20 protein-coding genes are annotated in these 24,958 nt (G+C 43.9%); 5 read left to right on the forward strand and 15 right to left on the reverse strand.

The genetic code is table 11. From position 1 onward, the window contains the following. Positions 1-48 precede the first annotated feature (48 nt). The 3 genes from PSM36_RS11780 to PSM36_RS11790 all read right to left on the reverse strand — a co-directional run bounded on the left by PSM36_RS11780 (position 49) and on the right by PSM36_RS11790 (position 3,282). Positions 49-342: a rhodanese-like domain-containing protein gene (locus tag PSM36_RS11780; protein ID WP_083711036.1), complete on the reverse strand. Its 294-nt coding sequence runs from the start codon at positions 340-342 to the stop codon at positions 49-51. A 45-nt stretch (positions 343-387) separates the two neighbouring features. Further along, a complete protein-coding gene (locus PSM36_RS11785; RefSeq protein ID WP_076931056.1) occupies positions 388-2,856 on the reverse strand; it encodes an FAD-dependent oxidoreductase in 2,469 nt (822 codons plus the stop codon). 63 nt (positions 2,857-2,919) lie between these two features. Next, positions 2,920-3,282 (reverse strand): MarR family winged helix-turn-helix transcriptional regulator, encoded by a 363-nt coding sequence (locus PSM36_RS11790; protein WP_076931057.1) that lies wholly within the window; start codon positions 3,280-3,282, stop codon positions 2,920-2,922. Positions 3,283-3,521: 239 nt separating this feature from the next. Between PSM36_RS11790 and typA the strand changes: the two genes are divergently transcribed. Beyond that, positions 3,522-5,324, forward strand: a complete 1,803-nt coding sequence (gene typA, locus PSM36_RS11795; RefSeq protein WP_076931058.1) for a translational GTPase TypA — start codon at positions 3,522-3,524, stop codon at positions 5,322-5,324. A 237-nt stretch (positions 5,325-5,561) separates the two neighbouring features. Here typA and PSM36_RS11800 read toward each other — a convergent pair whose 3' ends face one another. Further along, positions 5,562-5,984 (reverse strand): helix-turn-helix domain-containing protein, encoded by a 423-nt coding sequence (locus PSM36_RS11800; RefSeq protein WP_076931059.1) that lies wholly within the window; start codon positions 5,982-5,984, stop codon positions 5,562-5,564. Positions 5,985-6,387: 403 nt separating this feature from the next. Here PSM36_RS11800 and PSM36_RS11805 point away from each other — a divergent pair, with 403 nt between their 5' ends. Further along, the gene (locus PSM36_RS11805; RefSeq protein WP_076931060.1) at positions 6,388-9,495 is read left to right on the forward strand and encodes a SusC/RagA family TonB-linked outer membrane protein; all 3,108 of its coding nucleotides are present in this window, start codon (positions 6,388-6,390) and stop codon (positions 9,493-9,495) included. A 12-nt stretch (positions 9,496-9,507) separates the two neighbouring features. Continuing rightward, complete coding sequence (locus PSM36_RS11810) at positions 9,508-11,040, forward strand: RagB/SusD family nutrient uptake outer membrane protein (RefSeq protein WP_076931061.1); 1,533 nt, start codon at positions 9,508-9,510, stop codon at positions 11,038-11,040. Between the two features lie 28 nt (positions 11,041-11,068). Here PSM36_RS11810 and folE read toward each other — a convergent pair whose 3' ends face one another. The 7 genes from folE to ndk all read right to left on the reverse strand — a co-directional run bounded on the left by folE (position 11,069) and on the right by ndk (position 16,748). Then, positions 11,069-11,641, reverse strand: coding sequence for a GTP cyclohydrolase I FolE (gene folE / locus PSM36_RS11815; RefSeq protein WP_076931062.1), 573 nt, complete (start codon positions 11,639-11,641; stop codon positions 11,069-11,071). A 33-nt stretch (positions 11,642-11,674) separates the two neighbouring features. Beyond that, positions 11,675-12,199, reverse strand: coding sequence for an SPOR domain-containing protein (locus tag PSM36_RS11820; protein ID WP_076931063.1), 525 nt, complete (start codon positions 12,197-12,199; stop codon positions 11,675-11,677). 262 nt (positions 12,200-12,461) lie between these two features. Beyond that, positions 12,462-13,217: a triose-phosphate isomerase gene (tpiA, locus tag PSM36_RS11825; protein WP_076931064.1), complete on the reverse strand. Its 756-nt coding sequence runs from the start codon at positions 13,215-13,217 to the stop codon at positions 12,462-12,464. Between the two features lie 130 nt (positions 13,218-13,347). Next, positions 13,348-14,523, reverse strand: a complete 1,176-nt coding sequence (locus tag PSM36_RS11830; protein WP_076931065.1) for a BT_3928 family protein — start codon at positions 14,521-14,523, stop codon at positions 13,348-13,350. A gap of 26 nt (positions 14,524-14,549) precedes the next feature. After that, on the reverse strand, positions 14,550-15,098 hold the full coding sequence (locus tag PSM36_RS11835; RefSeq protein WP_076931066.1) for a DUF1599 domain-containing protein: 549 nt from the start codon (positions 15,096-15,098) through the stop codon (positions 14,550-14,552). Between the two features lie 92 nt (positions 15,099-15,190). After that, positions 15,191-16,237, reverse strand: coding sequence for a M23 family metallopeptidase (locus PSM36_RS11840; RefSeq protein WP_076931067.1), 1,047 nt, complete (start codon positions 16,235-16,237; stop codon positions 15,191-15,193). Positions 16,238-16,286: 49 nt separating this feature from the next. Continuing rightward, a complete protein-coding gene (gene ndk, locus PSM36_RS11845) occupies positions 16,287-16,748 on the reverse strand; it encodes a nucleoside-diphosphate kinase (protein WP_076931068.1) in 462 nt (153 codons plus the stop codon). A 493-nt stretch (positions 16,749-17,241) separates the two neighbouring features. Here ndk and PSM36_RS11850 point away from each other — a divergent pair, with 493 nt between their 5' ends. Together PSM36_RS11850 and PSM36_RS11855 are read left to right on the forward strand one after the other, a co-directional pair. Then, positions 17,242-20,709: a protein O-mannosyl-transferase family gene (locus tag PSM36_RS11850; RefSeq protein WP_076931069.1), complete on the forward strand. Its 3,468-nt coding sequence runs from the start codon at positions 17,242-17,244 to the stop codon at positions 20,707-20,709. 66 nt (positions 20,710-20,775) lie between these two features. Next, a complete protein-coding gene (locus PSM36_RS11855; RefSeq protein ID WP_076931070.1) occupies positions 20,776-21,432 on the forward strand; it encodes a polysaccharide deacetylase family protein in 657 nt (218 codons plus the stop codon). Between the two features lie 8 nt (positions 21,433-21,440). Here the strand turns inward: PSM36_RS11855 and PSM36_RS11860 are convergent, their stop codons facing one another. Genes PSM36_RS11860 through PSM36_RS11875 form a run of 4 tightly spaced genes read right to left on the reverse strand, consistent with a single transcriptional unit; the run spans position 21,441 to position 24,644 of the window. Then, the gene (locus PSM36_RS11860; protein WP_076931071.1) at positions 21,441-22,835 is read right to left on the reverse strand and encodes an alpha/beta hydrolase family protein; all 1,395 of its coding nucleotides are present in this window, start codon (positions 22,833-22,835) and stop codon (positions 21,441-21,443) included. A gap of 60 nt (positions 22,836-22,895) precedes the next feature. Further along, entirely contained in the window at positions 22,896-23,798 is a 903-nt protein-coding gene (locus PSM36_RS11865) for a hypothetical protein (RefSeq protein ID WP_076931072.1), read from the reverse strand. Between the two features lie 20 nt (positions 23,799-23,818). Beyond that, positions 23,819-24,391 carry a hypothetical protein gene (locus PSM36_RS11870; RefSeq protein WP_076931073.1) on the reverse strand — a complete coding sequence of 191 codons (573 nt, stop codon included), beginning with the start codon at positions 24,389-24,391 and terminating at the stop codon, positions 23,819-23,821. Next, positions 24,381-24,644: a DUF2089 family protein gene (locus PSM36_RS11875; protein ID WP_076932229.1), complete on the reverse strand. Its 264-nt coding sequence runs from the start codon at positions 24,642-24,644 to the stop codon at positions 24,381-24,383. The genes PSM36_RS11870 and PSM36_RS11875 overlap by 11 nt, the downstream gene beginning before the upstream one ends. Positions 24,645-24,958: the final 314 nt, after the last annotated feature.

Here is a 24,958-nt window from a genome sequence, read left to right on the forward strand (position 1 = left end):
GGAAATAACTAATCAGATACTCCACGTTATATTTTTTTCTCTCCCACCTTAAAACGATTGCCAACCACCACCATTGTAGGCTTCAAACCCTTGACTCTTCAGCAGGCCCACTGCCTGGGCACTCCGTGCACCGCTAAGACAAACAACCACAATGGGAGTATTTCTGTCGAGCCTCCCCATTTCAGTCGGTAAAAGGAACAACGGAATGTTGACCGAACCCCTGGCATGCCCTGACTTATATTCTTCTACCTCGCGCACGTCCAATAACATCGCACCATTTTTAATCTTTTCCTTTAATTCGGCCTTACCCGTCAATTTGAATACATTACTAAAAAATCCCATTATAAAATGATTATTATGTTTGTTAAATTATAAACGGTTCAAACTCTAAATAAATAAATTGATATTCGACTGCTCTGCTCTTTCCAGATAAGTGGCAACTCCACCAATGGTTACTCCGTCAGCCAACTCTTCTTTCCGTATCCCCATCACATCCATCGACATGGAACAGGCAATTAATTCCGCACCACCTTCTATGGCTTGCTGCATCAGGTTCTCCAGGCTATCGATATGCTTATTTTTCATCACAGATCTCATCATCTTGCTGCCTGCACCCATCATATTGATTTTGGATAATCCCAGCTTTTGGCTATGAGAAGGAAGCATCATTCCAAACATACGGGAAACCACATCTTTCTTCACGGCCGGTTTATCTAGCTTCTTGATAACGCTTAACCCCCAGAAGGTAAAGAATATACTCACCTTTTTCCCCGCAGCCAGCATACCGTTGGCAATCACAAAGGTAGCCAATGCCTTATCCAAATCATCACTGAAAACAATTAACGTTTTTGTATCACTTCCGTTCATGGGAGTACCTTTACCGGGAATAGAAATATTTTGGGGTTCTGTTTTTTGGACAGTCGCAGTGATAACACCTCCCGAGTGATCCATATCAATCAGTTTAGCGCCCACCATATTACACCAGGCGTTTAAGTCCTGCCCGAACGCCTGGTCGGTTACTTTTATCGTCAATTGTTGCCCTGATAATAGGGTATCATAATGTTTCTTTAACTCCCTGATGGGTCCCGGACACTGTAACCCACATGCATCCACAACAACCTTTTTCTCCGATTCAACCCTTATCTCCCCGTCATCACGGATCACAGGAAAGAAATCACATTCAACGCCTATATCTCCGCCGACACTTCGTTGATCCTGCTGCACACATGAATAGGTCTTATATCCTCCCGACAGGTTGTACACGGCTGTATATCCATGCTGCAAAAGAATACGCGAAGCAGTATATCCCCGTAATCCTACTGCACAGTACACATAAACCGGTTTATTTGCAGGTATTTCGGCTAGTCTGTCCCGCAATTCATCCACAGGAATATTCACAGCATTCTCTATATGCCCGAATTCGAATTCCTCTTTTGTCCTTACGTCAAGAATCATAGCGTCAGATTCCACCTCCAGCATATCGCTCCAGTGGATAACTTTGACACGATTTGTGAGAATATTTTCAGCAATAAATCCTGCCATATTTACCGGGTCTTTTGCCGAGGAGAACGGCGGTGCATAAGCATGCTCTATCTCCTGTAAGTCGTAAATAGATCCACCGTTGCCGATCACTTGTGCCAGCAGATCGATACGTTTGTCCACGCCATCGAATCCTACTATCTGGGCTCCGAGCAGTTTTCCATCGGGTGCAAAATTGATCTTAACGGTCAACGGTAAAGCACCGGGATAATATCCTGCATGTGAACCGGCATGGCTGATCGAAGTCATATATTCCATCCCTTCACGCGAAAGCAACCTTTCGGAAGCTCCGGATGAGGCAACCGTCATATCAAATACTTTGGCTATGGAAGTACCGATAGTTCCTCTGTATACACGTTTGTTGCCCATTATGATGTTATCAGCGGCAATCCGGGCTTGTTTATTGGCCGGACCGGCAAGGGGAATAAGTGCTGGTTTACCGGTAATCGGATTCCTCACTTCCACGGCATCACCCACGGCATAGATATCGGCGTGGGACGTCTGCATATAATCATTTACCACAATACCACCTAAATCACCGATTTCCAGTCCTGCTTCCCTGGCCAGACTGTTTTCGGGCGTTACCCCGATACTCAGAATTACCATATCTGTCGGGATAGATTTCCTGCTTTCTGTCTTTACAACAATAGACTTTCCATCCGGTTCGAACGCTGTAATTTTTTCTTTCAGCAGGAGATCGATTTTCCGCGTACGAAGATATTGATGCACCATAGCCGCCATGGGATAATCAACGATACCCATCACCTGGTCGGCCTGCTCGACTACCGTCACTGACAGTCCGGCTTCTTTGAGGTTCTCAGCCATTTCAAGCCCGATAAAACCTGCCCCGACAATCACTGCTGATGATACATTTTTCTCCGAGATAAACAATTTGATCCGGTCCATATCTGGCACGTTCCGCAGTGAAAAAATATTTTCGTTCTCTATCCCGCTAATCGTCGGCTTTATGGGTTTTGCTCCGGTTGAAATAACCAGTTTGTCGTATTCTTCCTCATACTGCGTGGCTGTACCCAGATCCTTCACGGTAACGGTTTTCCTCACTGCATCTATCGCGACAACTTCCGACTTGATACGTACATCAATACGGAAACGGTTTTTGAAACCTTCCGGTGTCTGCAAAAAGAGTTCGTCGCGTTCTTTTATTGTACCGCCTATATGGTACGGTAATCCGCAGTTGGCATAAGATACGTATTCGTCTTTCTCAAAAAGTATAATTTCCGCCTTTTCATTTAATCTCCTGAGACGCGCAGCCGCAGTAGCCCCTCCGGCCACTCCCCCGATAATGATAATCTTCATATTTATGTGTTAATTAATTGTCGATATACATATTTGTCAATAGCAACAATTTGGGTAAATTTTTTATCCCCCTGCAATAGATGTCAATTTGCCTATCAAAGAATTCACGTCTATATTGAATCCTTTCATCTCGCTTATTTTCTTTCTCCCGGCGTCGGTAAGTGTAAAAATCATCTGGCGTTTGTCGGATACCCCTATCTCACGCAAAATAAATTCTTTCTCTTCCATAGTGTGGATAATACGCGATACCCTTGAACCGGACAATCCAATAAAATCTGCTAATTCGTTCGCAGATTTCGGCTTACCATCTTTCATGCAACAAAGCAAAGCTCCTTCATTGATAGTGATGCCGGCTTTCTCTGCGAACTGTTTTTCGTAAGCATAAAGCGCTTTATATATGTCCTTTAACCTGCAAATTGATTCCATTAAAAATAATTGCTACTACAAAATTTTTGCAAAGGAAACATTTTTCAAGCAAACTTCCAAATGTTTTTCAATTATAAAATCAAATAAATGATTTGGGATCAATATTTCATTTTTCGGTTTTCCTCTGGTTACATATGCCTCATGGGGGGTAGGTAAATATTTTGGTCTATAAAAATAAATCATATAATGAATTTCTCGCTGAAAATCCGTATCTTTGTACCCCTAAAAGATTGTTTTACATGCAGAATATCCGAAATATTGCCATCATTGCCCACGTAGACCATGGCAAGACCACTTTGGTGGACAAAATGCTGATGGCAGGCCATCTCTTCAGAGATAACCAGCAAACAGAAGATCTGATCCTTGACAACAACGACCTGGAACGGGAAAGGGGTATCACCATCCTATCTAAAAATGTATCCATTCGTTATAACGACGTTAAAATAAATATTATCGACACCCCGGGCCACGCCGACTTCGGTGGTGAAGTGGAACGCGTGCTCAACATGGCGGACGGCTGTCTGCTGGTGGTCGACGCTTTTGAAGGCCCTATGCCCCAAACCCGCTTCGTATTGCAGAAGGCGCTGGAGATTGGTCTCAAACCCATCCTGGTGATCAACAAGGTGGACAAGCCTAACTGCCGCCCGGAAGAGGTGCAGGAGAATGTGTTCGACCTGATGTTCAGCCTTGATGCAACCGAAGAGCAACTCGATTTCCCCACCATTTACGGTTCCGCCAAACAGGGATGGATGTCCGACGACTGGAAAAAACCATCCGGCACTATAATTCCCCTACTCGACGCGATCATCAAATATATCCCCGCACCCAAAGTGTTGGAAGGAACTCCACAGATGCTGATCACTTCTCTCGATTTCTCCAACTATGTGGGTCGTATCGCCGTGGGTCGTGTGCACCGCGGCAGTATCACCTCCAACAAGGATTACGCGCTCAGCAAACGGGATGGGAGCATCAAAAAAATCCGTATCAAGGAGGTGAATCTCTTCGAAGGATTGGGACGTGTAAAAGTGGACGAAGCGACCTCCGGGGATATCTGTGCACTGATCGGGATTGAGGGGTTTGATATAGGTGACAGTATTACTGACCTGGAAAAACCGGAACCACTCGATCCTATCGCTATCGACGAACCCACCATGTCCATGCTGTTCACCATCAACAATTCTCCCTTTTTCGGGCAGGACGGTAAGTATGTGACCTCACGGCATATCTATGAACGGTTGATGCGGGAACTGGATAAAAACCTGGCGCTCCGTGTAGAGGAGACCGGCAGTGCCGATTCATGGATCGTCTTTGGGCGGGGCGTACTACACCTCTCCGTACTGATCGAAACCATGCGTCGCGAAGGATATGAGTTGCAGGTGGGCCAACCCCAGGTGATCATCAAGGAGATTGGCGGTGAAAAACATGAGCCGATGGAACAACTCACGGTGAACCTCCCCGAAGAATCGGCCAGCAAGATCATCGATATCATCACCCGCCGCAAGGGAGAATTGCTCACCATGGAGAACAAGGGCGACCGTATGCACATGGAGTTCGTGATCCCGTCAAGGGGTATAATCGGGCTGAACAACACCGTGCTCACCCTCTCCGCCGGAGAGGCCATTATGGCACACCGTTTCCTGGAATTCCGGCCTTGGAAAGGAAACATCGAAAAACGGCAGAACGGCTCTATCATCGCCGGGGAGTCGGGAAATGCTTATGCCTATGCTTTGGACAAATTACAGGACAGAGGCCGGTTCTTCATTGAGCCGCAGACAGATGTATATGAAGGACAGGTGGTAGGCGAACACAACAAGGAAGGCGACCTGGTGGTCAACGTCACCAAATCAAAAAAACTAACCAACGTGCGTGCATCGGGAAGCGACGACAAGGCGCAATTGGCCCCGCCCATCGTCTTCAGTCTTGAAGAGGCGCTGGAATACATCAAGGAAGATGAGTATGTGGAAGTTACCCCCAAGCACATGCGTATCCGCAAGATACTGCTGGATGATAACGACCGCAAGCGGGCAGCGAAGAAAGGGTGAAATAAAATAACCGGGACAGATGAAATGCATGGATTTCACCAAAAAGTAAAACGAAGAACAAGTTGAAAAACTTTAAGAATCATCATTTTAACTTTTTTATTCAAGACTATGTATGTAAATTAGGAAAGATACGGGAACCCTATTTTACTGAAATGGTTGATAAAATTATAGAGTCAATTTTTTAAAGTATAACAGACCCTGCCCTATAACTTATTGAGATATCTAATCCCCCTTTCTTCAGATATTCGGTCTATCCCGAAGCAACTCTTCCAGCAAAGCCACTTTCTCCTTCTCCGATTGAAGCATCCGCTCGTACAGCTCCACTTTTTCATCATACAACTGCACGATCTTTTCGATCGGGTTATTGATCGTATAATTATTATACAATGCCGAAGAATTATCTGAAAAATTGTTCGATATAATATGAATCGCTCCCTCGTCGGTAAAATTCTTTATGGCATCCGAAGGGATATTCATCGCATTGGCTATCTTCTCCAGCGTTTCATTATCCAGATCCTCCTTATTCTCGAGCTTGGATACCGATTGTTGTGTCAGGTGCAGCCTCTCCGCCAGATCCTCCTGTTTCACACCCAGTATTTCACGAAGACGTTTCACGTTATATCCCAGATGTTTCCGGTTGACCCTGTAAGTTGTTTCCATAATTGTTTGTTTTGTGCTGAAAGATGAAACATAGTAACTCCTTAACCAACAAAAATACAAAAAATATCTTTATACGGCGTTGTATTTTATTCCATTATAATTGTACTTTACTCCTCTTACCTGAAGTTAAACAACCAAAAGTGTTGAAATACCCCCTGTTTGATCCCCTAAGTTTGCACCATTGTAAAAAGAGTTATAATCCGGTATCCATACCTGCCGATTTTCTCTACGTTGCGGCCCACGTGCAAAAGTAATCTCCGGACATAAGTTCTTGCGGACATAAGTTCTTGCTTTGTCAAAAAACGACCCGGTGTTCCTTTTAATGTATCGATATCCAAATAAATAAGAGCAAACCTGCAATATCTGAAAGAAATAATTAATCAATCTAAAACAAAACGTGAAAATGAGACAAGTATTTTTAAGTGTAATGAAAGGAATTTTGTCCGCGCTTATATGGGCATTTTCCGTATGTATGTTCGCCCAGACCGTTACGGTCAGCGGAACGATTACTGACGTGAAAGGGGAATTATTGGTAGGGGTATCTGTCAGGATACAGGGTACGGGCACAGGTACCGTCACGGGTACGGATGGCCGCTTTATTTTGTCGAATGTCGATCCGGAGGCGGTACTGGAGGTATCCTATATAGGGATGGAAACACAAACCATTCCCATCAATGGGCGGAGCAACATAGATGTGGTGCTGGAGGAAGACATAGAGACTTTGGAAGAGGTCGTTGTAGTGGGCTACGGGACGATGAAAAAAGTGAATCTCACCGGCTCAGTCTCTTCCATACGGTATGACAAAAGTTTAGAGAACAGGCCCATTACGAATGCATCTCAGGCCTTATCAGGAAAAATACCCGGCGTATGGGTAAGCCAGAATTCAGGTTCGCCGGGAAGTGACGGAGCTACCATCAGAATCAGGGGTTACGGCACCCTGAATAATACAGACCCTCTCATACTCATCGATGGAATTGAGGGGCAAATTGCAGAAATCAACCCGAATGATATTGAAAGTATCACTGTACTGAAGGATGCCGCATCCGCGGCCATATATGGTTCACGCGCCGCAAACGGGGTAATACTCATTGAAACAAAGAAAGGTGCAGGAGAAGAAAGGATCTCACTTAACTATAATGGATACGTGGGTGTTTCCCAACTGGGAAGGAGGTACAACCTGATTTCCGACAGTTACGAGTATATGCAAATGTGGAATGCGGCAAACATAAGCAGCGGCGGGGAAGCGCTATTTCCGGATGATGTATTGGAGGCTTTCAGGACAGGTAATGATCCGTACAAATATCCCAGTACCAATTATTTCGATGAAGTATTCAGGAGTGCCATCACCACACAGCATAACTTATCGGCTCAATTGTCAAGTAATTTATCCAATACATATCTGTCTGTAAATTATTTAAAACAGGAAGGCATTGTTAAAAACACCGATTCCCACAGGTACGGCATTACAGTGAACAACAACCTGAAGATCAACGACAAGATAGACATAGGAACAAAGCTTATTTATACGCGAAAGATTTCAAGCCAACCTTATGACGGGATCAGCAGGGTAATTTATATGATGGCCAACGGGCATCCCTTCTCAACGCCTTATTTAGAAGACGGAAAGACGTTCGGAGGCACTATGGCCCTTTACCAATCGGGTGCCAGGGCCGGACAACCCATAGTAGATACCCGGAACCCGTTTCCTGATCTATACAACGGTGAAAATACCTACACCAACAATTTTGTCAAAGCCAATTTTTCAGCCACATATAAAATTACCGGTTACCTGAACTTAACGGCTCAATACAACGGGCAGTATAACAATAATACCCGGGACAGGTATAACGAACTTCATTATTGCTATACAGACCTGGATCTGAACAATCAGACAAAACCCCTTGACTTTCCGTCCACAATAAACCTATACAGAGGGGTAACCGATAATTTTTATTCCACATTCTTTACCAATTTGAATTTTAACCGCCAATTCAATACCATTCACGAGATATCGGGCGTATTGGGATTTCAAACGGAAAGCCTGGAGAGAAAAACAACAGAAGCCCAAAAATCGGATCCCCCCAAAGAGGATGGTTTGCACCAGGTAAGTGCAGGTACATCAAATCCAATTGCGAACGGGAACAAAAACCTGTGGAGAATGCTCTCCTATTTTGGGAGAGTCAATTATGCCCTGTTCAGCAAATACCTGTTTGAAGCGAATCTAAGGGCGGACGCCTCTTCCCGATTCGCAAAAGAAAACAGATGGGGGTATTTTCCCTCATTCTCTGCCGCGTGGCGGCTCAGTGAAGAACCATTCATGAAGAAATGGGAGGTTTTCGATAATTTGAAGTTGAGAGCTTCATGGGGAAAACTGGGCAACCAAAATATTGGCTCTTCCAGTAATAGTGATTATTTTCCCTATCTGACGTTTATCACCCAGAATTACGGCACCAGCTATAATTTCGGGAATCAACTCGCACCGGGTGCCGCTGTAACGGCTTTAGTGGATCAAAATATTACCTGGGAGACAACCACAACCACCGACATCGGAGTTGATATGGGATTTCTCAATAACAGGCTTACCATTGAAAGCGATCTTTTTATCAAGAACACCTCAGGCATTATTGTACAATTACCTATCTCCAGCGTGATGGGGGGATTGACTGCGCCTTTCGAAAATGTGGGCGAAATGTCGAATAAGGGTTTTGAAATTATTGTAGGATGGAATGACAGGATCCCGGAATATGATCTGAGTTATAACATCGGGGCAAACCTGACTTACGTTAAAAACAGGGTCACTAAATTCAGGGAGGGAGCGCCGGATCAGCTGTATCTTATAAGGGAAGGTTTTTCTTATAAAACCTTATACGGATTCATCCAGGAAGGTGTTTATCAATCAGATGAGGAAGCGGCAAGCCATATGAAGAATAATGGCTATATACCCGTTGCCGGGGATTTGAAGTACAAGGACTTTAATAATGATGGCAGACTCGATTACCAGGATAAAAGAGAAATAGGGAATACCATTCCAAAGTTCGTTTATGGAATTTCGGGAAACCTGACATGGAGAAACTTTGATTTGAATTTTCTTTTTTCCGGGATTGCCGGGGTAACCGGCTATTTCCAGAATGCATGGACACAGCCTCTCGGAATTTCGGGTGGAACTGTGACTGAAAGATGGAGAGACGCCTGGACTGAAGAAAATCCGTCCCCGGTTACCCCCCGTATAGTGATCAATGACACATGGAACAGGCAGGAATCCTCATTTTGGACCACTAATATGTCATGGTTTAAGCTGAAGAACTTACAACTTGGATATAACTTGCCCACGCATATCAGTAAGAGGCTTTCCTTGCAAAACCTGTATGTTTATGTAAACGGAACTGACCTGTTTACCCTGGTCAGCAATAAATACGAAGGCTTCGACCCTGAAAGGGACACCTTCACAGATGGATACGGGCATTACCCGATTCCTACAATCTACAGTCTTGGATTAAATATAAATTTTTAACAATAAGATATTATGGAACGAATATATAGATCAATTTTCTACCTTCCTCTGGTTTTGATCATAGCCGCTTGCAGTAATTACCTGGATATCTTACCTGACGATCAAATAACAGATCAAACATTCTGGCAAACAGAAGAAGACGTTGAACTTACCATGAACGGGATATACAACACATTGAGAAATAATTTTGTATACGGATACGGCGGAGGATATGATGCGTGCACACCAAACGCTTACCAATGGGCGCATTGGGAAGGGCAACAAATGCAAGTCGGGGCCGGACAAATATATTCCGGATCAGGGGGTATTGTCAGCTCAAGATGGACATACTGTTATCAAGGTATTTACAGGGCGAATTACTTCCTGGAGAATATTGATAAAGTAACCTCACTCACTGATGAACAGAACAGTGTGTATAAAGGTAAAGCATATTTCCTGAGGGCTGTCTTTTATGATTTGCTGGCAAAAACCTATGGCGGGGTTCCACTTGTGTTGAACACATTAACACCGGACGAGGCGAGAAATCTGACCCGTGCCGGTGAAGAAGCAGTATGGGATCAAATTCATCAAGACTATGATGAGGCGATCAAAGTGCTTCCCAAGGATGCCTCTACCGGACATATCACTTTGGGTGCAGCATTAGGCATGAAGATGAAAGCATACCTTTATAATTCTCAATGGGAAGAGGTCCTTGAATATTGTAATAAAATTGAAACGCTCGGGAAATATTCACTATTTCCTTCTTATTACGGATTATTTCAATTTGAAAATGAGGGAAATAGCGAAACAATTTTCAGCTTAAGCTTTATGGCCGGCCCCTACAGCCAGGGAAGTGTTTTCGACAGATATTGGCAACCTCAAAACCTGAAATATGGCATTGACGGATCGAATTCCGTTGCCCCTATACAAGATTTGGTGGATGCGTATGAAACCATTGACGGCACAGCGATTGATCCGGAAAACCCCTATGAAAACAGGGATCCGCGTTTGGATTTTACCATTTTAAGACCCGGCGCATATTTTCAGGGACAACTTTATCCGGATGAAATCAAAAATCATACAGGCCAATTAGTCGGCTTTGGAATCCGTAAATATACTATTGAAACAATGGAAGTAAAAGGAAACGAGTCGCCATTGGATTTTATGATCCTTCGCTACGGTGATGTTATTCTTTGCAAGGCTGAAGCACTTATAGAACTCAACCGTGATATTGACACAGCCATTGATTTGATTAACCTGATCAGGAGAGGCAGGGAAGACGTAAAAATCACCGCTATCCCAAAAGGTTTGTCCCAGAGTGAAGCCAGAGAGACCCTGCGTAAGGAACGACGTATTGAGCTTGCACTTGAAGGTCAGTATTGGGATGACATAAAACGGTGGAAGATCGGGCCGGAAATTTATCCGGTTGAAGTCAGGGGTGCGCTGGGGGAATTAATACAAATCAAATTCCCGAATGGATACGATATAGAAAAAGATAATTATTTACCGATTCCTGATAGTGAGATTTCACTCAATCCAAATCTCAATCAAAACTACGGTTATTAAAAATATAATTAATGCACATAGGGGGGAGTTATTTTATCAGCGCGATAAACTCTTCACGGGTCCTTTGCTCACGGAATACGCCGGTAAAATCGGAAGTGGTGGTAATAGAGTTCTGTTTTTCCACCCCCCTCATCTGCATACACATGTGCTGGGCTTCGATCACCACCATCACTCCCATCGGATTCAATGTCTTCTGGATACACTCCTTGATCTGGGTAGTGAGGCGCTCCTGTACCTGTAACCGTCGTGCAAATACATCAACAACCCGGGCAATTTTACTCAACCCGGTAATATAACCATCGGGGATATATGCTACATGTGCTTTTCCAAAGAATGGCAGCATATGGTGCTCACACAGGGAAAAAAGGTCGATGTCCTTTACGATTACCATCTGCCGGTAGTTTTCCTTGAACAAGGCGGAGCGCAGAATCGCTTCCGGATCCTGCCAGTATCCTTTTGTCAGATTCTGCATGGCCTTTGCTACCCGTTCGGGCGTCTTTACCAAACCTTCACGGGCCACATCCTCACCCAGAAGTGAGAGAATATCATGCATATGACCGGTAATCACCGCTCTGTTCTTTTCTATTTCTTCGGAAGACATCTGTTCGTTTTTGTACAATTACAACTTCAATTCTCATTCACTGTAAGGCTGGTTAACGGGGATCTTCACCTCATCGACTACTATATACATCTCTTTTCCAAAGGAGGGAAATGACTTCACCATATCCTTCAATACCTCTTCCGCCTCATTTCTGGTCTGAAAATTCCCTACTCTCAATCGCCAGAAAGGCGACTCAAAAAGTACGACCGTTTCATGCTCAGGGTATAAGTTATTGATAAGTTGCTGTTTCTGATGTGCCTCATTCTTGGAAGTACGCTGGTTATTTCCGGAAAAGGCCTGGATCTTGAAGCCTCGTATCCGGTAAAATTGCGTTGACCCGTCGGCATTGGTATACACCGTCCTGGGAGGAGCCATGGGACGTCCCAAAACATGCCCAATGCTCTCATCTTCATAAACGAAAACACGCCCCTTGCCAGGCACAGGGGAATTCAGCTCACGCAGTATCTCTTTCTTCTGTGATGACGACTGGCCATAGGCACTGCCGACAGATAATAGTAACGACAAAAAGAGGATCGTATAGGGATAAAGATAGTTCATTATTCAAAATTACTAATTACTAATTACCCACTGAGCCAATATTAAGACATTTGTAAATCAATGCCATTGGCATATTTAACTACACTTCGTTCCGTTGAATTGAATTAACAATCGACGTAGTCAAAATCGGCGGAGCCAACAGTTGTTTGTCACATTGGCACTACCTGTCCCGATTTATCGGGATTGGCACATTAAAGTGCTGCAAAGATAAAAAAATACCACAGACCCGGAGCGGATCTGTGGTAAAATTCTGTTAATGGAGTCAAAATGCCTCGATAATAGGCATAAATTTATCGACTCCCAGTGAAGCGCCTCCAATAAGACCGCCATCCACATCGGGATTGGAGAACAGTTCTTTTGCATTTCCAGCGTTGGCACTTCCACCATAGAGGATAGAGGTATTGTCAGCAATCTCCTGACCATACTTTTCAGCCAATGTTTTGCGGATAAAAGCATGTATCTCCTGTGCCTGATCGGCTGTAGCCGTCTTTCCGGTGCCAATCGCCCATACGGGTTCATAAGCCAGTACGATCTTGGAGAAATCTTCAGGCGAAAGTTCGAATAATGATTCTTCAACCTGTGATTTTACAACCTCGAAGTGTTTATTTGCTTCTCTCTCTTCCAGCACCTCACCGATACAGAAGATAGGAGTAAGTCCGTTAGCAAGAGCCAATTTCACTTTTTCTTTCAGGAGTTCAGGAGTTTCGTGGTAATAAGCCCGGCGTTCACTGTGCCCCAGGATCACGTACTTGGCACCGGTAGAAGCCACCATCGCAGCCGATACTTCTCCGGTATATGCGCCTGATTCCTTATCTGCGCAGTTTTGTGCTGCCACACCAATCCTGGTTGTGTCTACGCTGTTTACTACACTAGCCAGATGGATGAAAGGCGTACCGATCACCACATCGCAGTTCACAGTCTTATTCTTTAATGCTTCGTTCAACTCTTTTGCCAGTTCTACTCCCTCTTGCAGGTTTTTATTCATTTTCCAGTTACCTGCTACAATGTTTTTTCTCATACAATATATATAATTAAAATTCAAAGATTCAAAAATTCAAAGATTCAAAGATTCAAAATCGTTCAATCAACAAATCCATTTTCATTCTTCATTTTTCACTCTTAATTCTTCACTCTTAATTCTTCACTCTTCACACCCAATCTCCCCAGTCTTCCTCTTCCAACCACCTCTTGCCCGGTACTCTACTGCCGTCCCATTTATCGAGTACCGTTCCTTCTTTCAATAACATCAATCCGGGATTTGCCCGGATCATGGTTTTCAATACCCGTTCATCCGCATGACAGAATTGGAAGCCGGTACGATGATGCTCTTCCCATTCTCCTACCATATCGGCCGATGATGAAGTGAGGAGATAGAAGGAATATCCGTTTTCCTCTGCATAACGGTGTACTTCCTTAAATCGTTCAAGATGCTTCAGATTCATCTTTTCCAATGAATAAGCAACCATCAGGAATGTATAAGAAGGTTCGGAAAGGATAATGTCGGTGATGTCCCCCCCTATATTCCAATCTCCACCGGCCTCGTCATAATACAAAGACTCAACGGCAAAATCTTCGATGGCAGGCTTTTCTCCTTCCTTTACCAGTTTAGTCTTCATTTCCACAAAGGTCCAGGTAGAATCGTTCCAGGGATAATTTTCTTCAGTAAACTCCTCTTCCACACCATCTTTACTATAAATAAAAACCGTCTCCAGCACATCTGCCTTCTCCGGATCGACAAACATCTGTTGTGGAATATTGGCACCCACCTTATATGGCCGGAAATCAAACACCGGCAAGCGGTATACATTATGAAGAGAGAACAGCACACCAAAAAGCAGTGTCAGAAGAGCTGCAACAGGAGCTATTTTCTTTGAAAAGAACGGGGTGATTTGCTCCCATTTCAAAAGCAGCAGGATCACTCCTGCCAGAAGTATTATGTTCTTATAAAAAGTCTGCCAGTTACTGATAACGAACGCATCTCCAAAACATCCACAATCTTCCACCGGATTAGCAATGGCAATCCACAGAGTGAGTGGAGTAAAAAAGACCATGAACACGAAGATTAATCGGACGACCCATTTCCTGTAGATTCCCAGTAATAGAAAAACACCCAAAGCAAACTCAGCCGTCACCATAAAAACGGCAGCGGGCAAAGCCAGCGGAAAAAGGTGCGTAAGACCTAATTCAATCAGGTAATCCTCTATCTTATATGTAAAACCCAGTGGATCGACCGCTTTCACAAATCCGGAAAAGAGGAAAGTTGCCCCGACAATAATACGAGACAACTCAACCAGGAATTTTACTATTTTTGTTTTTGAACTCATCTTTATTTTAATTCAAGATTCAAAATTCAAGATTCCTCTCCGAAGTGCAGCTTGATTAACCCGAAAACAGCATAATTGATCATATCCTTGTAATTGGCATCAATTCCTTCGGAAATAATAGTCTGTCCATTATTGGCTTCAATCTCTTTCGTCCGTTGTATTTTCATCAGAATAAGATCTGTAAAGGAACTCATGCGCATACTTCTCCAAGCCTCACCATAATCATGATTTTTAGCATCCATCAATGCTTTCGTTTCCGCTACAAAGCGGTCATATAGTTCCAATGCCTTGTCTGCCGTAATATCTACCGTATCCACACACCCTAGTTCCAATTGGACCAATCCGATAATTCCATAATTTACGATACCAATGTATTCGGGAAAAACACCTTCGTCCACCCGGTTATCTTTTGTCGTCTCAAGGGTACGAATACGTTTCGCCTTGATAAAGATCTGATCGGTCACTGAAGCAGGGCGAAGTATCCTCCACGCTGCCCCATAATCCTGTAGTTTCTTCTCGAATACTTCCCGGCAAATGGCGAGTACTTCGTCAAATTGATGGTGGGTTGGGTCCATTTCGTCTATTTTAATTACACGAACAAAGATAATAAAAAAAGGTACAAGTCCGTTATCTTGTACCTTTCCGATTTTCCTGTCCGGTTTACAATTTATGAGATGCGAATAGATTTCCCTATACGCAACGTAGTTTTTGGGGTGATATTATTCAGCGAACAAATTTTACTCACAGAAATCCCGTAACGTTTGGCAATAGCTCCCAGGGTATCCCCTTTCTGTATCCTGTGATAATTCACTTCACCAGAGACATATTTGTTTGTATTTGTATTATTAGCCGGCTCCCTGTAATTTGAAGTGCTACTGTTGTTCGTGTTACCCGTGTTGCTGTTCACAATCACCCTACTGCTGTTGGATGTCTTCCTGTAACTTGAATTAGTCACCAAATACTCCTCCTTATGGGGTACTTTTTTCTGGAAGTCGATAATAAAATTGGGATTAATCGGTTTACCCAGGAAGCGGGTCTCAAAATGCAGGTGCGATCCGAATGAACGTCCCGTATTACCTGCCAGTCCGATTGGTTGTCCCGATTTGACAAAATCATTTTCATCCACGAGGAATTTGGAAAGATGTCCGTAAACGGTTTCCAGCCCGTTCAAATGGCGTATCACAAGATAATACCCATATCCTCTCCGCTCATATTGCTTTACCCTTATTTTACCATCGAACGCGGCATAGATAGTATCCCCGGTTTGCGCTTTCAGGTCAACACCGTAATGGTAACGGCGGCTGCCTCTCCGCCCGAAATTGGATGTCATATACCCATCCACCGGCATGGTAAAATTCTCCAGATCCACGATAAACGTATCCGGCGCATTTTTCAGGTCACCATACGTATTGACATACCTGTTTCCCCACATCCCACCATAAATATCGTCGGCAGGAATGGCATCGGGATCAAACTCGAACCGGTCCTCTTCCACTTCATCCAAGACAGACAAATCCAGCTTGAGCTTTAGCCCATCGGCAAAAAGCCCCTGCTGTTCACTCAAGGTGGAACTATGTAATTGTTTGTATGTGAGGTCTGGCCTGGTATTTCCGTTTGATTCCGGAGACAATTGTGAAAATGAGTTCAATGTAACGAACATCAAGCTCGCAGACAGTAATACGCCTGCTTTTGCTAAAAAATGATTTCTCTCCATTGTTATTTCACTGAATTTTTTGATAATCCATAAAAAACACTTTTGTCACTTATATCTCATCATTCGCATACAGATACGGGAGGAGATGGTGAGAGTAATTAAAGATCTCATTTTCTGAAAAGAAGCGTTTCAATTCGGCTTCTGCCGATTGCGGAGAGTCGGAAGCATGTATGATATTTTCCTGTACACTCATACTGTAATCACCCCTTATAGTACCGGGCTGCGCATCCCTTCCATTTGTAACGCCCGCCAATTTCCTAACTACGTTTATCACGTCCAACCCTTTGAGTGCCATCACAACTACCGGACTCACACGCATAGCGTCCTTGATGCGACCAAAAAAAGACTTTTCAGCCAAATGGGAATAGTGTTCACTCAAAATCTCATCAGTCAACTCTACCATCTTCATGCCGACAATCTGGATTCCCTTCTTTTCGAAACGGGAGATAACTTCCCCCATGATTCCGCGCTGTACAGCAGATGGTTTCAGAATTACTAATGTAATTTCCATGAATAAAAAAAATGATAAACTATAATGAAAACGACCTTTTAATTACTGATTTTTTTCTTTAAATCATCTCCAAAGTAAACTTTTTATTATTTCCCATCCAAATAATCAACTCACTTTTTTGAGGATATTTTCCACGACAGAAACAAAAGACAAGCATATCAAACAGATTTACAACAACTTACACCAAAACATGTTTTATAACATATTTTACTGATATTAAGCACAATAGACAATTATTAACCATTATACTATCCCTCTATCGCCTCAATATAAAATCTACCGGGTAAAACAAGAAAAAGCAGCTAAAACCAAATTTTTCTTGAGCCGAAACTCTTTATTTTGCTTTTTTTAATACGGTTACGGCAAAATGCAGTTTCAATCGACAATAGGAATTAAGAGATTTAAGTATCTTTGCCCAAAATTGTGCAATCAACCAGCATGATTCGGGTTATACATTGAAACTATACATCAATCACCAAAAGAAAGAATAACGATGAGGTACAAGCTTATCAATAATATTACAGGTTGGATTGTATTTGCTGTCGCAGCAGTGGTTTATCTACTGACTATTGAGCCCACGGCAAGTTTCTGGGACTGTGGTGAATTCATCACCCAGGCCTATAAACTGGAAGTGGGGCATCCCCCCGGCGCACCTATTTTCATGTTGGTGGGCAATCTCTTCACACAGTTAGCACAGGATCCGTCGCAGGTAGCAAAGATGGTCAACGTCATGTCGGCATTGATGAGCGCATTCACCATCCTGTTCCTTTTCTGGACCATCACCCATCTGACCCGTAAATTGATTATGGTAAAGGAGGGTAACGAACACAGTACAGGGCAAACGATCGCGGTGATCGGCAGCGGAATCGTAGGCGCGCTGGTCTACACTTTTTCCGACACGTTCTGGTTCTCGGCCGTGGAAGGTGAAGTATACGCCTTCTCATCCATGCTCACCGCCCTGGTATTCTGGCTGATCCTCAAATGGGAGGATAATGCCGATAAGCCCCATTCCGACAAGTGGATCGTGCTGATCGCCTATGTCATGGGGTTATCTATCGGAGTGCACCTGCTCAACCTGTTGTGTATCCCGGCTATCGTACTGGTCTACTACTTCAAGAAGAATGAGGCTCCCGACTGGAAAGGCGGCATCAAGGCCCTTCTGTTGTCCTTCGGGCTGATCGTTATATTAATGTGGGGGATTATCCCCGGATTCACCAAAGTGGGCGGCTGGTTCGAACTCTTTTTTGTGAACTCGCTGGGATTTTCTTACCATACCGGTGTATTGGTTTACCTTGTCCTTCTGATAGGCATCATCGTATGGTCGCTTTATGAGACATTATCTCCCAAAGGGACCGAAAAGAGAGCCCGCATCTCTTTCTTCCTTAGCATGGGCATGACCGGAATCCTCTTTATAGGTAGCAGTGCATGGTTATGGATGCTGCTCATTGCTGCAGGTGCTTATTTTGCTTTCAGATACAAAAAATTAGAGGTTAAATTCATCAATCTGGCCGTTACCTGCCTAATGGTGATACTGATAGGATTCTCGGCGTATGCTTTAATCCCTATCCGGTCGAACGCTAATCCTCCTCTCGACCTGAATAAACCGGAGGATATCTTCTCCCTGGGGAGCTTCCTCAACCGTGAGCAGTACGGGCAAACACCCCTTATTCACGGTACGACCTATGCTTCTCAACTGGAACGGAATGCCGACGGGTCATTGGTCAAGAAAGGAGAGAAAATCACCTACCAACAAGTAGTAAAAACTTCACCTGAACAGAAAGACCGGTATGAAAAAGTAGTACTGCCCAACTATGGATATACCAATACCATGCTGTTCACCAGGATGCACTCCCAACCCAACAATCCATCCTTCAGGAATCATAGCCTCGGTTATGAACAGTGGGGCGGCGTGACCGACCTGAACCAAAAGCCTACCTTCTGGCAGAACCTGAAATTCTTCTTCAGCTACCAGGTCAACCACATGTACTGGCGCTACTTCATGTGGAATTTCTCAGGCAGGCAAAATGATATCCAGGGGCACGGTGAAATCACAGCGGGGAACTGGATCACCGGAATTCCCTTCTTCGACGAGCATGTGCTGGGCCTGGGGCCGCAGGACAATATCGCACCCGACATCGTCGACAACAAGGGACACAATAAATATTATATGCTTCCGCTTTTGCTCGGTATCATCGGTATCCTTTACCAGTTACAACTGAAGGAAAGAGGAAAACAGAGTTTTACCGTGGTCTTTATGCTCTTCTTTATGACGGGGCTGGCCATCATCCTTTACCTGAACCAGACACCATATGAACCGAGAGAGCGCGACTATGCCTATGCAGGCTCTTTCTATGCCTTCACCATCTGGGTGGGGATGGGGGTGGCAGGCATCAGCTACTTCTTAAGGAAATATATAAAGAGCACCGCCGCCGCCACAGCCCTGGCTACCGTGGCTACACTCTGTGTGCCCATCCAGATGGCATCGCAGAACTGGGACGACCACGACCGTTCAGGCAGGACACTGGCAAGGGATACCGGGATGAATTACCTGAGCTGTGTGGGTGAGAACGCCATTCTTTTCACCAATGGCGATAACGACACCTACCCGCTCTGGTACGTGCAGGAAACCGAAGGATTCCGTACCGACGTGCGGGTCACCAACCTCAGCTTCCTCCAGACGGAATGGTATGTGGACCAACTATTACGCCAGGCGTATGAGTCCGAACCGCTACCCATCCGGTGGACCCAACCCCAGTATGCAGGAAAGGCAGGAAGTGCGGCATATATCATCACCAAAAAGGAAATAGAAGATGTGCTCCGGCATAACAACGTTCCTCCCGTCTCTTTCGGGTCGTACTACGATGTGACCGCTTTTAAGGACACCCTTTCACTGTCACAGATCATGGAGAATTTGCGGACAGGACAGAATACGCGTCCGGCCAATCCGTTCAATACGGGTGATATGCCTATTATCCCGGGGAATGTGCTGGCACTCGACGTGGATACCGCACGGGTAGACTGGAAAAGCCTCGCCGCAAAACCGTCCCACAAGATGTATATCGATATGACAGATAAGTCGGCGGTATATTTCAATGAGCAGATGATCCTTGAAATGCTCGATAACATTAACGCTGGCGGCTGGGAACGACCCATCCACTTTGCAACTACCATCACCCCATCCTTATATATGAACCTGCAAAACCGCAGTTTCTCGCTCAACGGCCTTACCTACCAGGTGGTACCCGGGACCCCGCTATACAACGGGGTAAACATAGAAGCGGCTTACGACAACATGGTGAACAAATTCAGGTGGGGAGGGCTTGAAAAGAATCCGGACATTTATTTAGATGAAACCAGCCGGAGAATGCTTTCCACCTACCGTCTCTACTTCACTCAACTTGTGGATGCGTTGATCAGTGCGGGTGAAAAAGAAAAAGCCCTTACGGCATTGGATAAAGTCACCACGATGATACCTTCATCGGCCGTGGCTTACGGTACCGACGGACTGCTCTTCGCCAGGGCATATTACCGCCTGGGTGAAAAAGAAAAAGCCGAGGCGCTTATTAACGATATCAGCGACAGGGTGAACAGGAACCTCGATTGGTTCGTACGGTTAGACCCCGTACAACTATCGAATTCACTTTCCGATCTGATATACAACAATATCAATCCTATGATGCTGATTTCAAGTATTTATCAACAACATAACAAGGAGAAATACAGAATACTGGTCGACGACCTGTTGCAACGTGCGCAAACATTCTATAAGCTGGGTGTACCCTACGCAGGGGATACCCTCCTGAAAGAAATCACCGACGGTTCGGTACGCGGGTATTATTCCACCGCTGCCGACGATACTGTACACCGCGCTGCGGAAGAGGAGACAATGCAAAAAGCTCTCAATATGATGCAACAATTTAGTCCCCGTTTGCTGGAGCAATATCAGCAGTCGGCCCAGTAATGGCATATAAATACGGTCGTGAGTCGACTCATAGCCGTATCTCTTTTCATCATACACCCACATTCCATGCTAATTGAGCAACCACCACATTTATACAGGCTTCTTTTTCCGGAAGCCCGCTGGCGGATAAGCATCCCCGGTCAAAAAACGGTCTATCTTACTTTTGATGATGGCCCTATACCCGAGGTGACCCCTTGGGTACTGGACCTATTGGATCATTACGATATAAAAGCCACATTCTTCTGTGTAGGAGATAACGTACGGAAATATCCCAGCCTTTACAGGCAACTCCTTATAAGGGGCCACCTGACAGGCAATCATACCTTTAACCATGTACAAGGCTGGAAAAACAGCACATCCTTTCTGTTGAAGAATACCAACAAGGCAGCGGAACTGATCGATTCATCGCTTTTTCGTCCTCCACACGGACATATGCGTGTACCGCAGAATCTGGCGCTGCGGGATGCAGGCTACAAAGTGATAATGTGGGATGTGGTGACAAGGGATTACAGTCGCTTTATGAATCCGGCACAGGTATTGGAAAACGTGAAAAAATACACGCGAGACGGCTCCATCATCGTATTCCACGATTCCCTGAAAGCAGAGAAAAACCTGAAGTACGCCCTTCCGCATGCCATCGAATGGTTGCAGCAAGAGGGATATACATTTGAATTGATCCCGACGGGAAATTCCATACCCGCCAGCCGGGTCACAGGTATTTAATCTCCTTTTTATTTTTCTGAAAAAATGTTTTTCAGCCAACTTGTCATATCCGATAAAAATTGGGGTGAAATTGTTTGTTCAATTTCCCCATATTCCCGGACTGAGCCTGTTTCACATTCCTGAAAAAGATGATTCAGGCCAGGGTATGATTTGATTGTATAATTTCTGTTTCCACCTCTTTCCAATGACTCCTCCATTGCCTGTAAGTTCTGTCGGGCTTCCACTTGTATGTCTTTTTCCCCGTTAGCTGCAAACACCGGGCATTCCACTTTTTCGAGATATTCGGAAGGATTCAATGATATAAAAAATCGATACCATGGCGAAAGCATTGCTCCCATATTTCCACTAATATAATGTTCCCTACCATTCGTTCCCCGAAAAGAAACAGGCATAGACTCCCACAATACACCGAACTTGCCACTCAGTTCTTTTTGTTCATCTACGGTACCTCTCCACTCTTTCAGGTCTATATAAATCGTTTCCAGGGTAGCTATGACCTGATCAATTGTATCCTGCGATATCTGTCCCATCTTCATCAGGTCAGTGTTCTGTTGTTTGAGAAGTTCATTCCCTTCCACACCCGTTCCCGCCATCAACACAATAGCTCCCACGGTTTTATCATTTGCAGCGACCATTGGTGCAATGATCCCTCCTTCGCTATGCCCGATCAGGGCTATCCGCTTCTTGTCGACATAGACTTGAGATTTAAGATAATTGAAAGCGACGGTAACATCCGAAGCAAAATCTTCAGTAGTGGCATTTACGTAATCACCATTTGACCGGGCTACACCTCGTTTATCATAGCGTAAGACCGCAAATCCGTTCCGCGTCAGATGGTCGGCCATCACTAAGAACGGCTTGTGCCCAAAAATGGATTCATCCCGGTCATGCGGCCCGCTCCCCGCTATCAGGATTACGGCCGGAAATATGCCCATGGTGTCGGGAGTAGTCAACGTCCCGGCCAGCAGATTTCCGTCAACTTCATTCAGGAAAGTAACATCTTTTGTCAGATAAGGAAAGGGCGGTTTAGGTTCCTGCGGACGGGACAAGGCGGTTTTTTGGGCCGGTTTTAAAACCAACGGTAATTGTAGTCCGCCCTGACGGAATATACCCTTAATAGAATCGCCCTGGAAAATTCCGGTATAAGAAATCCCCATTCCTGTGGCAGAAATTTCCAGTTGATTACCGGAAAAAACAGTTTTAGACGTAGCTAATCCAAAAGCACCCTGATCGGGGCTATCCATTTTCGTTTCGTAAATCGTATCGTTTTTCCCGATATGGAAAACAATACTGAGTTTTGTACTTTGAATATCCAGTTTCCCGGCCCATGAACCTGTTATATCCTGGGCAAAAACAGCACTTGTGATATAAGTGCAAAAGGCTACAATGATAAATTTCTTCATATGGTTATGTTATTTTTTAGTATATAAATCTTTGATAAATAAAATAGTTGTTGGTCCGAGTCATATATCCAAATCAGGCAAGAATTTCCCTTGGTTTAGTGTCTGGTATAGATCCATTGTCTTCTGTTTATCCTTGAAATTGATATAAATCGGGACACTTTTCCGGCATTTAATCATAACATAGGGTGGAACTCCTTTTTTGATAAATAATTTTGAATGACTATCATCTGCTAATTTGAAATTCCCTATCAAAGCCCTTCCAAAAGCATACCCATTTGTCCGGTGGGAGATTGCAGGAATATTGGAAACCGTGTCTGCCAGTTCTATCTCTGAAAAGGGAATAGTCATGCCGTAAACTCCTTTAATCTTCAACTCATTATCATTCCATTCCGCTCTTGTTTCCTGAAAGTTAGGGATAAATGTCAATACTACAACTAACAAAAAAATCGCAATCCATATCGGGGTTTCCCTGTTTTTGGTGGAAGTTTCGGTCATATTCCTTACAATTTCTTTCCCGGCAATTAACGATTGAATTAATTGGCTGATTTCCTCTGGTTTGTTTGTGCCGATCCTGACGACAGACGACTTGTACTTGAATTGTAGTTCTATGGCTTTTAAACCAGTCACATTATACAGCCGACCATTAGGAAGAATACGAATACCAATTCCATAATAGGGAGAATTCGTTACAGGCTTGCATGACTTAATTTCCGAAATTTTATAGGATTTCCGAACCAGTCCGATACCGAATCTGAAAGAAACATTTTCAGCATCTGCTGTTATGGTCAATTTGTAGAAGATCAATAAACAAATGAAGAATATCAGGGCAAGAGAAATCTGAATGAAGAACGCGGGATTATTGTTTACGCCTAATCTTAATGCCCATACTGTAAATAATAAAAATAACGGTAACATTAACAGCACCGAAAGTGTACCGAATTGTGTAAATTTTTTTGTTTCCATTTATGGTAAATTAACGATGATCAGAATATTTGAAAAATCAGTACTTTCGAAACCACTTCAGCTACAATTAACCCGATAATGAATCCGATAACCAGTTTTGATCCCTTAGCACCGGTCGACACCTTAAATCCATTATACATCAAAGCAATAAACCAGACCATCACAGGAATACTGATGACACTGAAAATAATCAAACCGGGATTGTGCATTATAGCCATAGGATTAGCCATAATCTCTTCTGCAGGGACAGGTGTCACAAATAGACCGAATATGGCAAGCAGGATCAACGGTGACCTGGCAAGCACCATTGTTCCCAAAATATCTACAAAACGCAGACGTTTGGAGATAATCAGGCCTGCGGTAAACAATATAACTACTACCGACACAACAGCAATTACCAAAAATAAAAATGAGTCTTTTAAACTGAGATATTCAGTTATATGGCTATCAATTGCCCCATCAAACGCAACACCTGCATACGTTCCGATTACACCGGTGAGCAAAACAAACAGCATTCCCAAAGCGAAAGCCTGCCAACCGGCAATTTTAGTAAAAGGGTTAAAGAGTAAGTTCCATGTGAATTTATTTCTCATAGTCGTCAATTTTAGAGATTATATCGTTCAATAAGTTTCTTACAGTGGGATAACTGAGTGAGAGTTCTTTTGCCATCTCTTTCAGGCTTCCGCTTGATTTTACAAACTTCACTATAAAATCCTGTTCACTTGGCTGTAATTGAGCCAACAACGGCAAATCGTACAAACCGGACACTTCCGTGTGGCACGATTCACAAACGAGGCTTTTTACTTTTAGTTGCGCCTGACAACTTGGACATTTAGAAGGTAACATATTCTTTATTTTCTTACAAATATAAAACAAATATTCAATAATATCAAATAAATAATAAATATTATTCAATAAAAAATCAATTTAATTGACCCCACTCATCCATCTAACCATTTAGCCACCTAGGCACTTTTACCCCCTTCCCGCTTTCCCACCTCCCCCCATAAAACCATAAACAAAGTTAAAATTTAAAATAACACAGTATTATGTATTGCATAGTACAATGTTTTGGCATACATTTGTACCGTTCAATTGCATTGGTCGTTTTGAGTCGCCTTCGCTCCTCGATTGTTAATTGAGTCGCGTTCGCTCCTCGA

The organism is Proteiniphilum saccharofermentans (genome assembly GCF_900095135.1).
GTDB classification, from domain to species: Bacteria; Bacteroidota; Bacteroidia; order Bacteroidales; family Dysgonomonadaceae; genus Proteiniphilum; species Proteiniphilum saccharofermentans.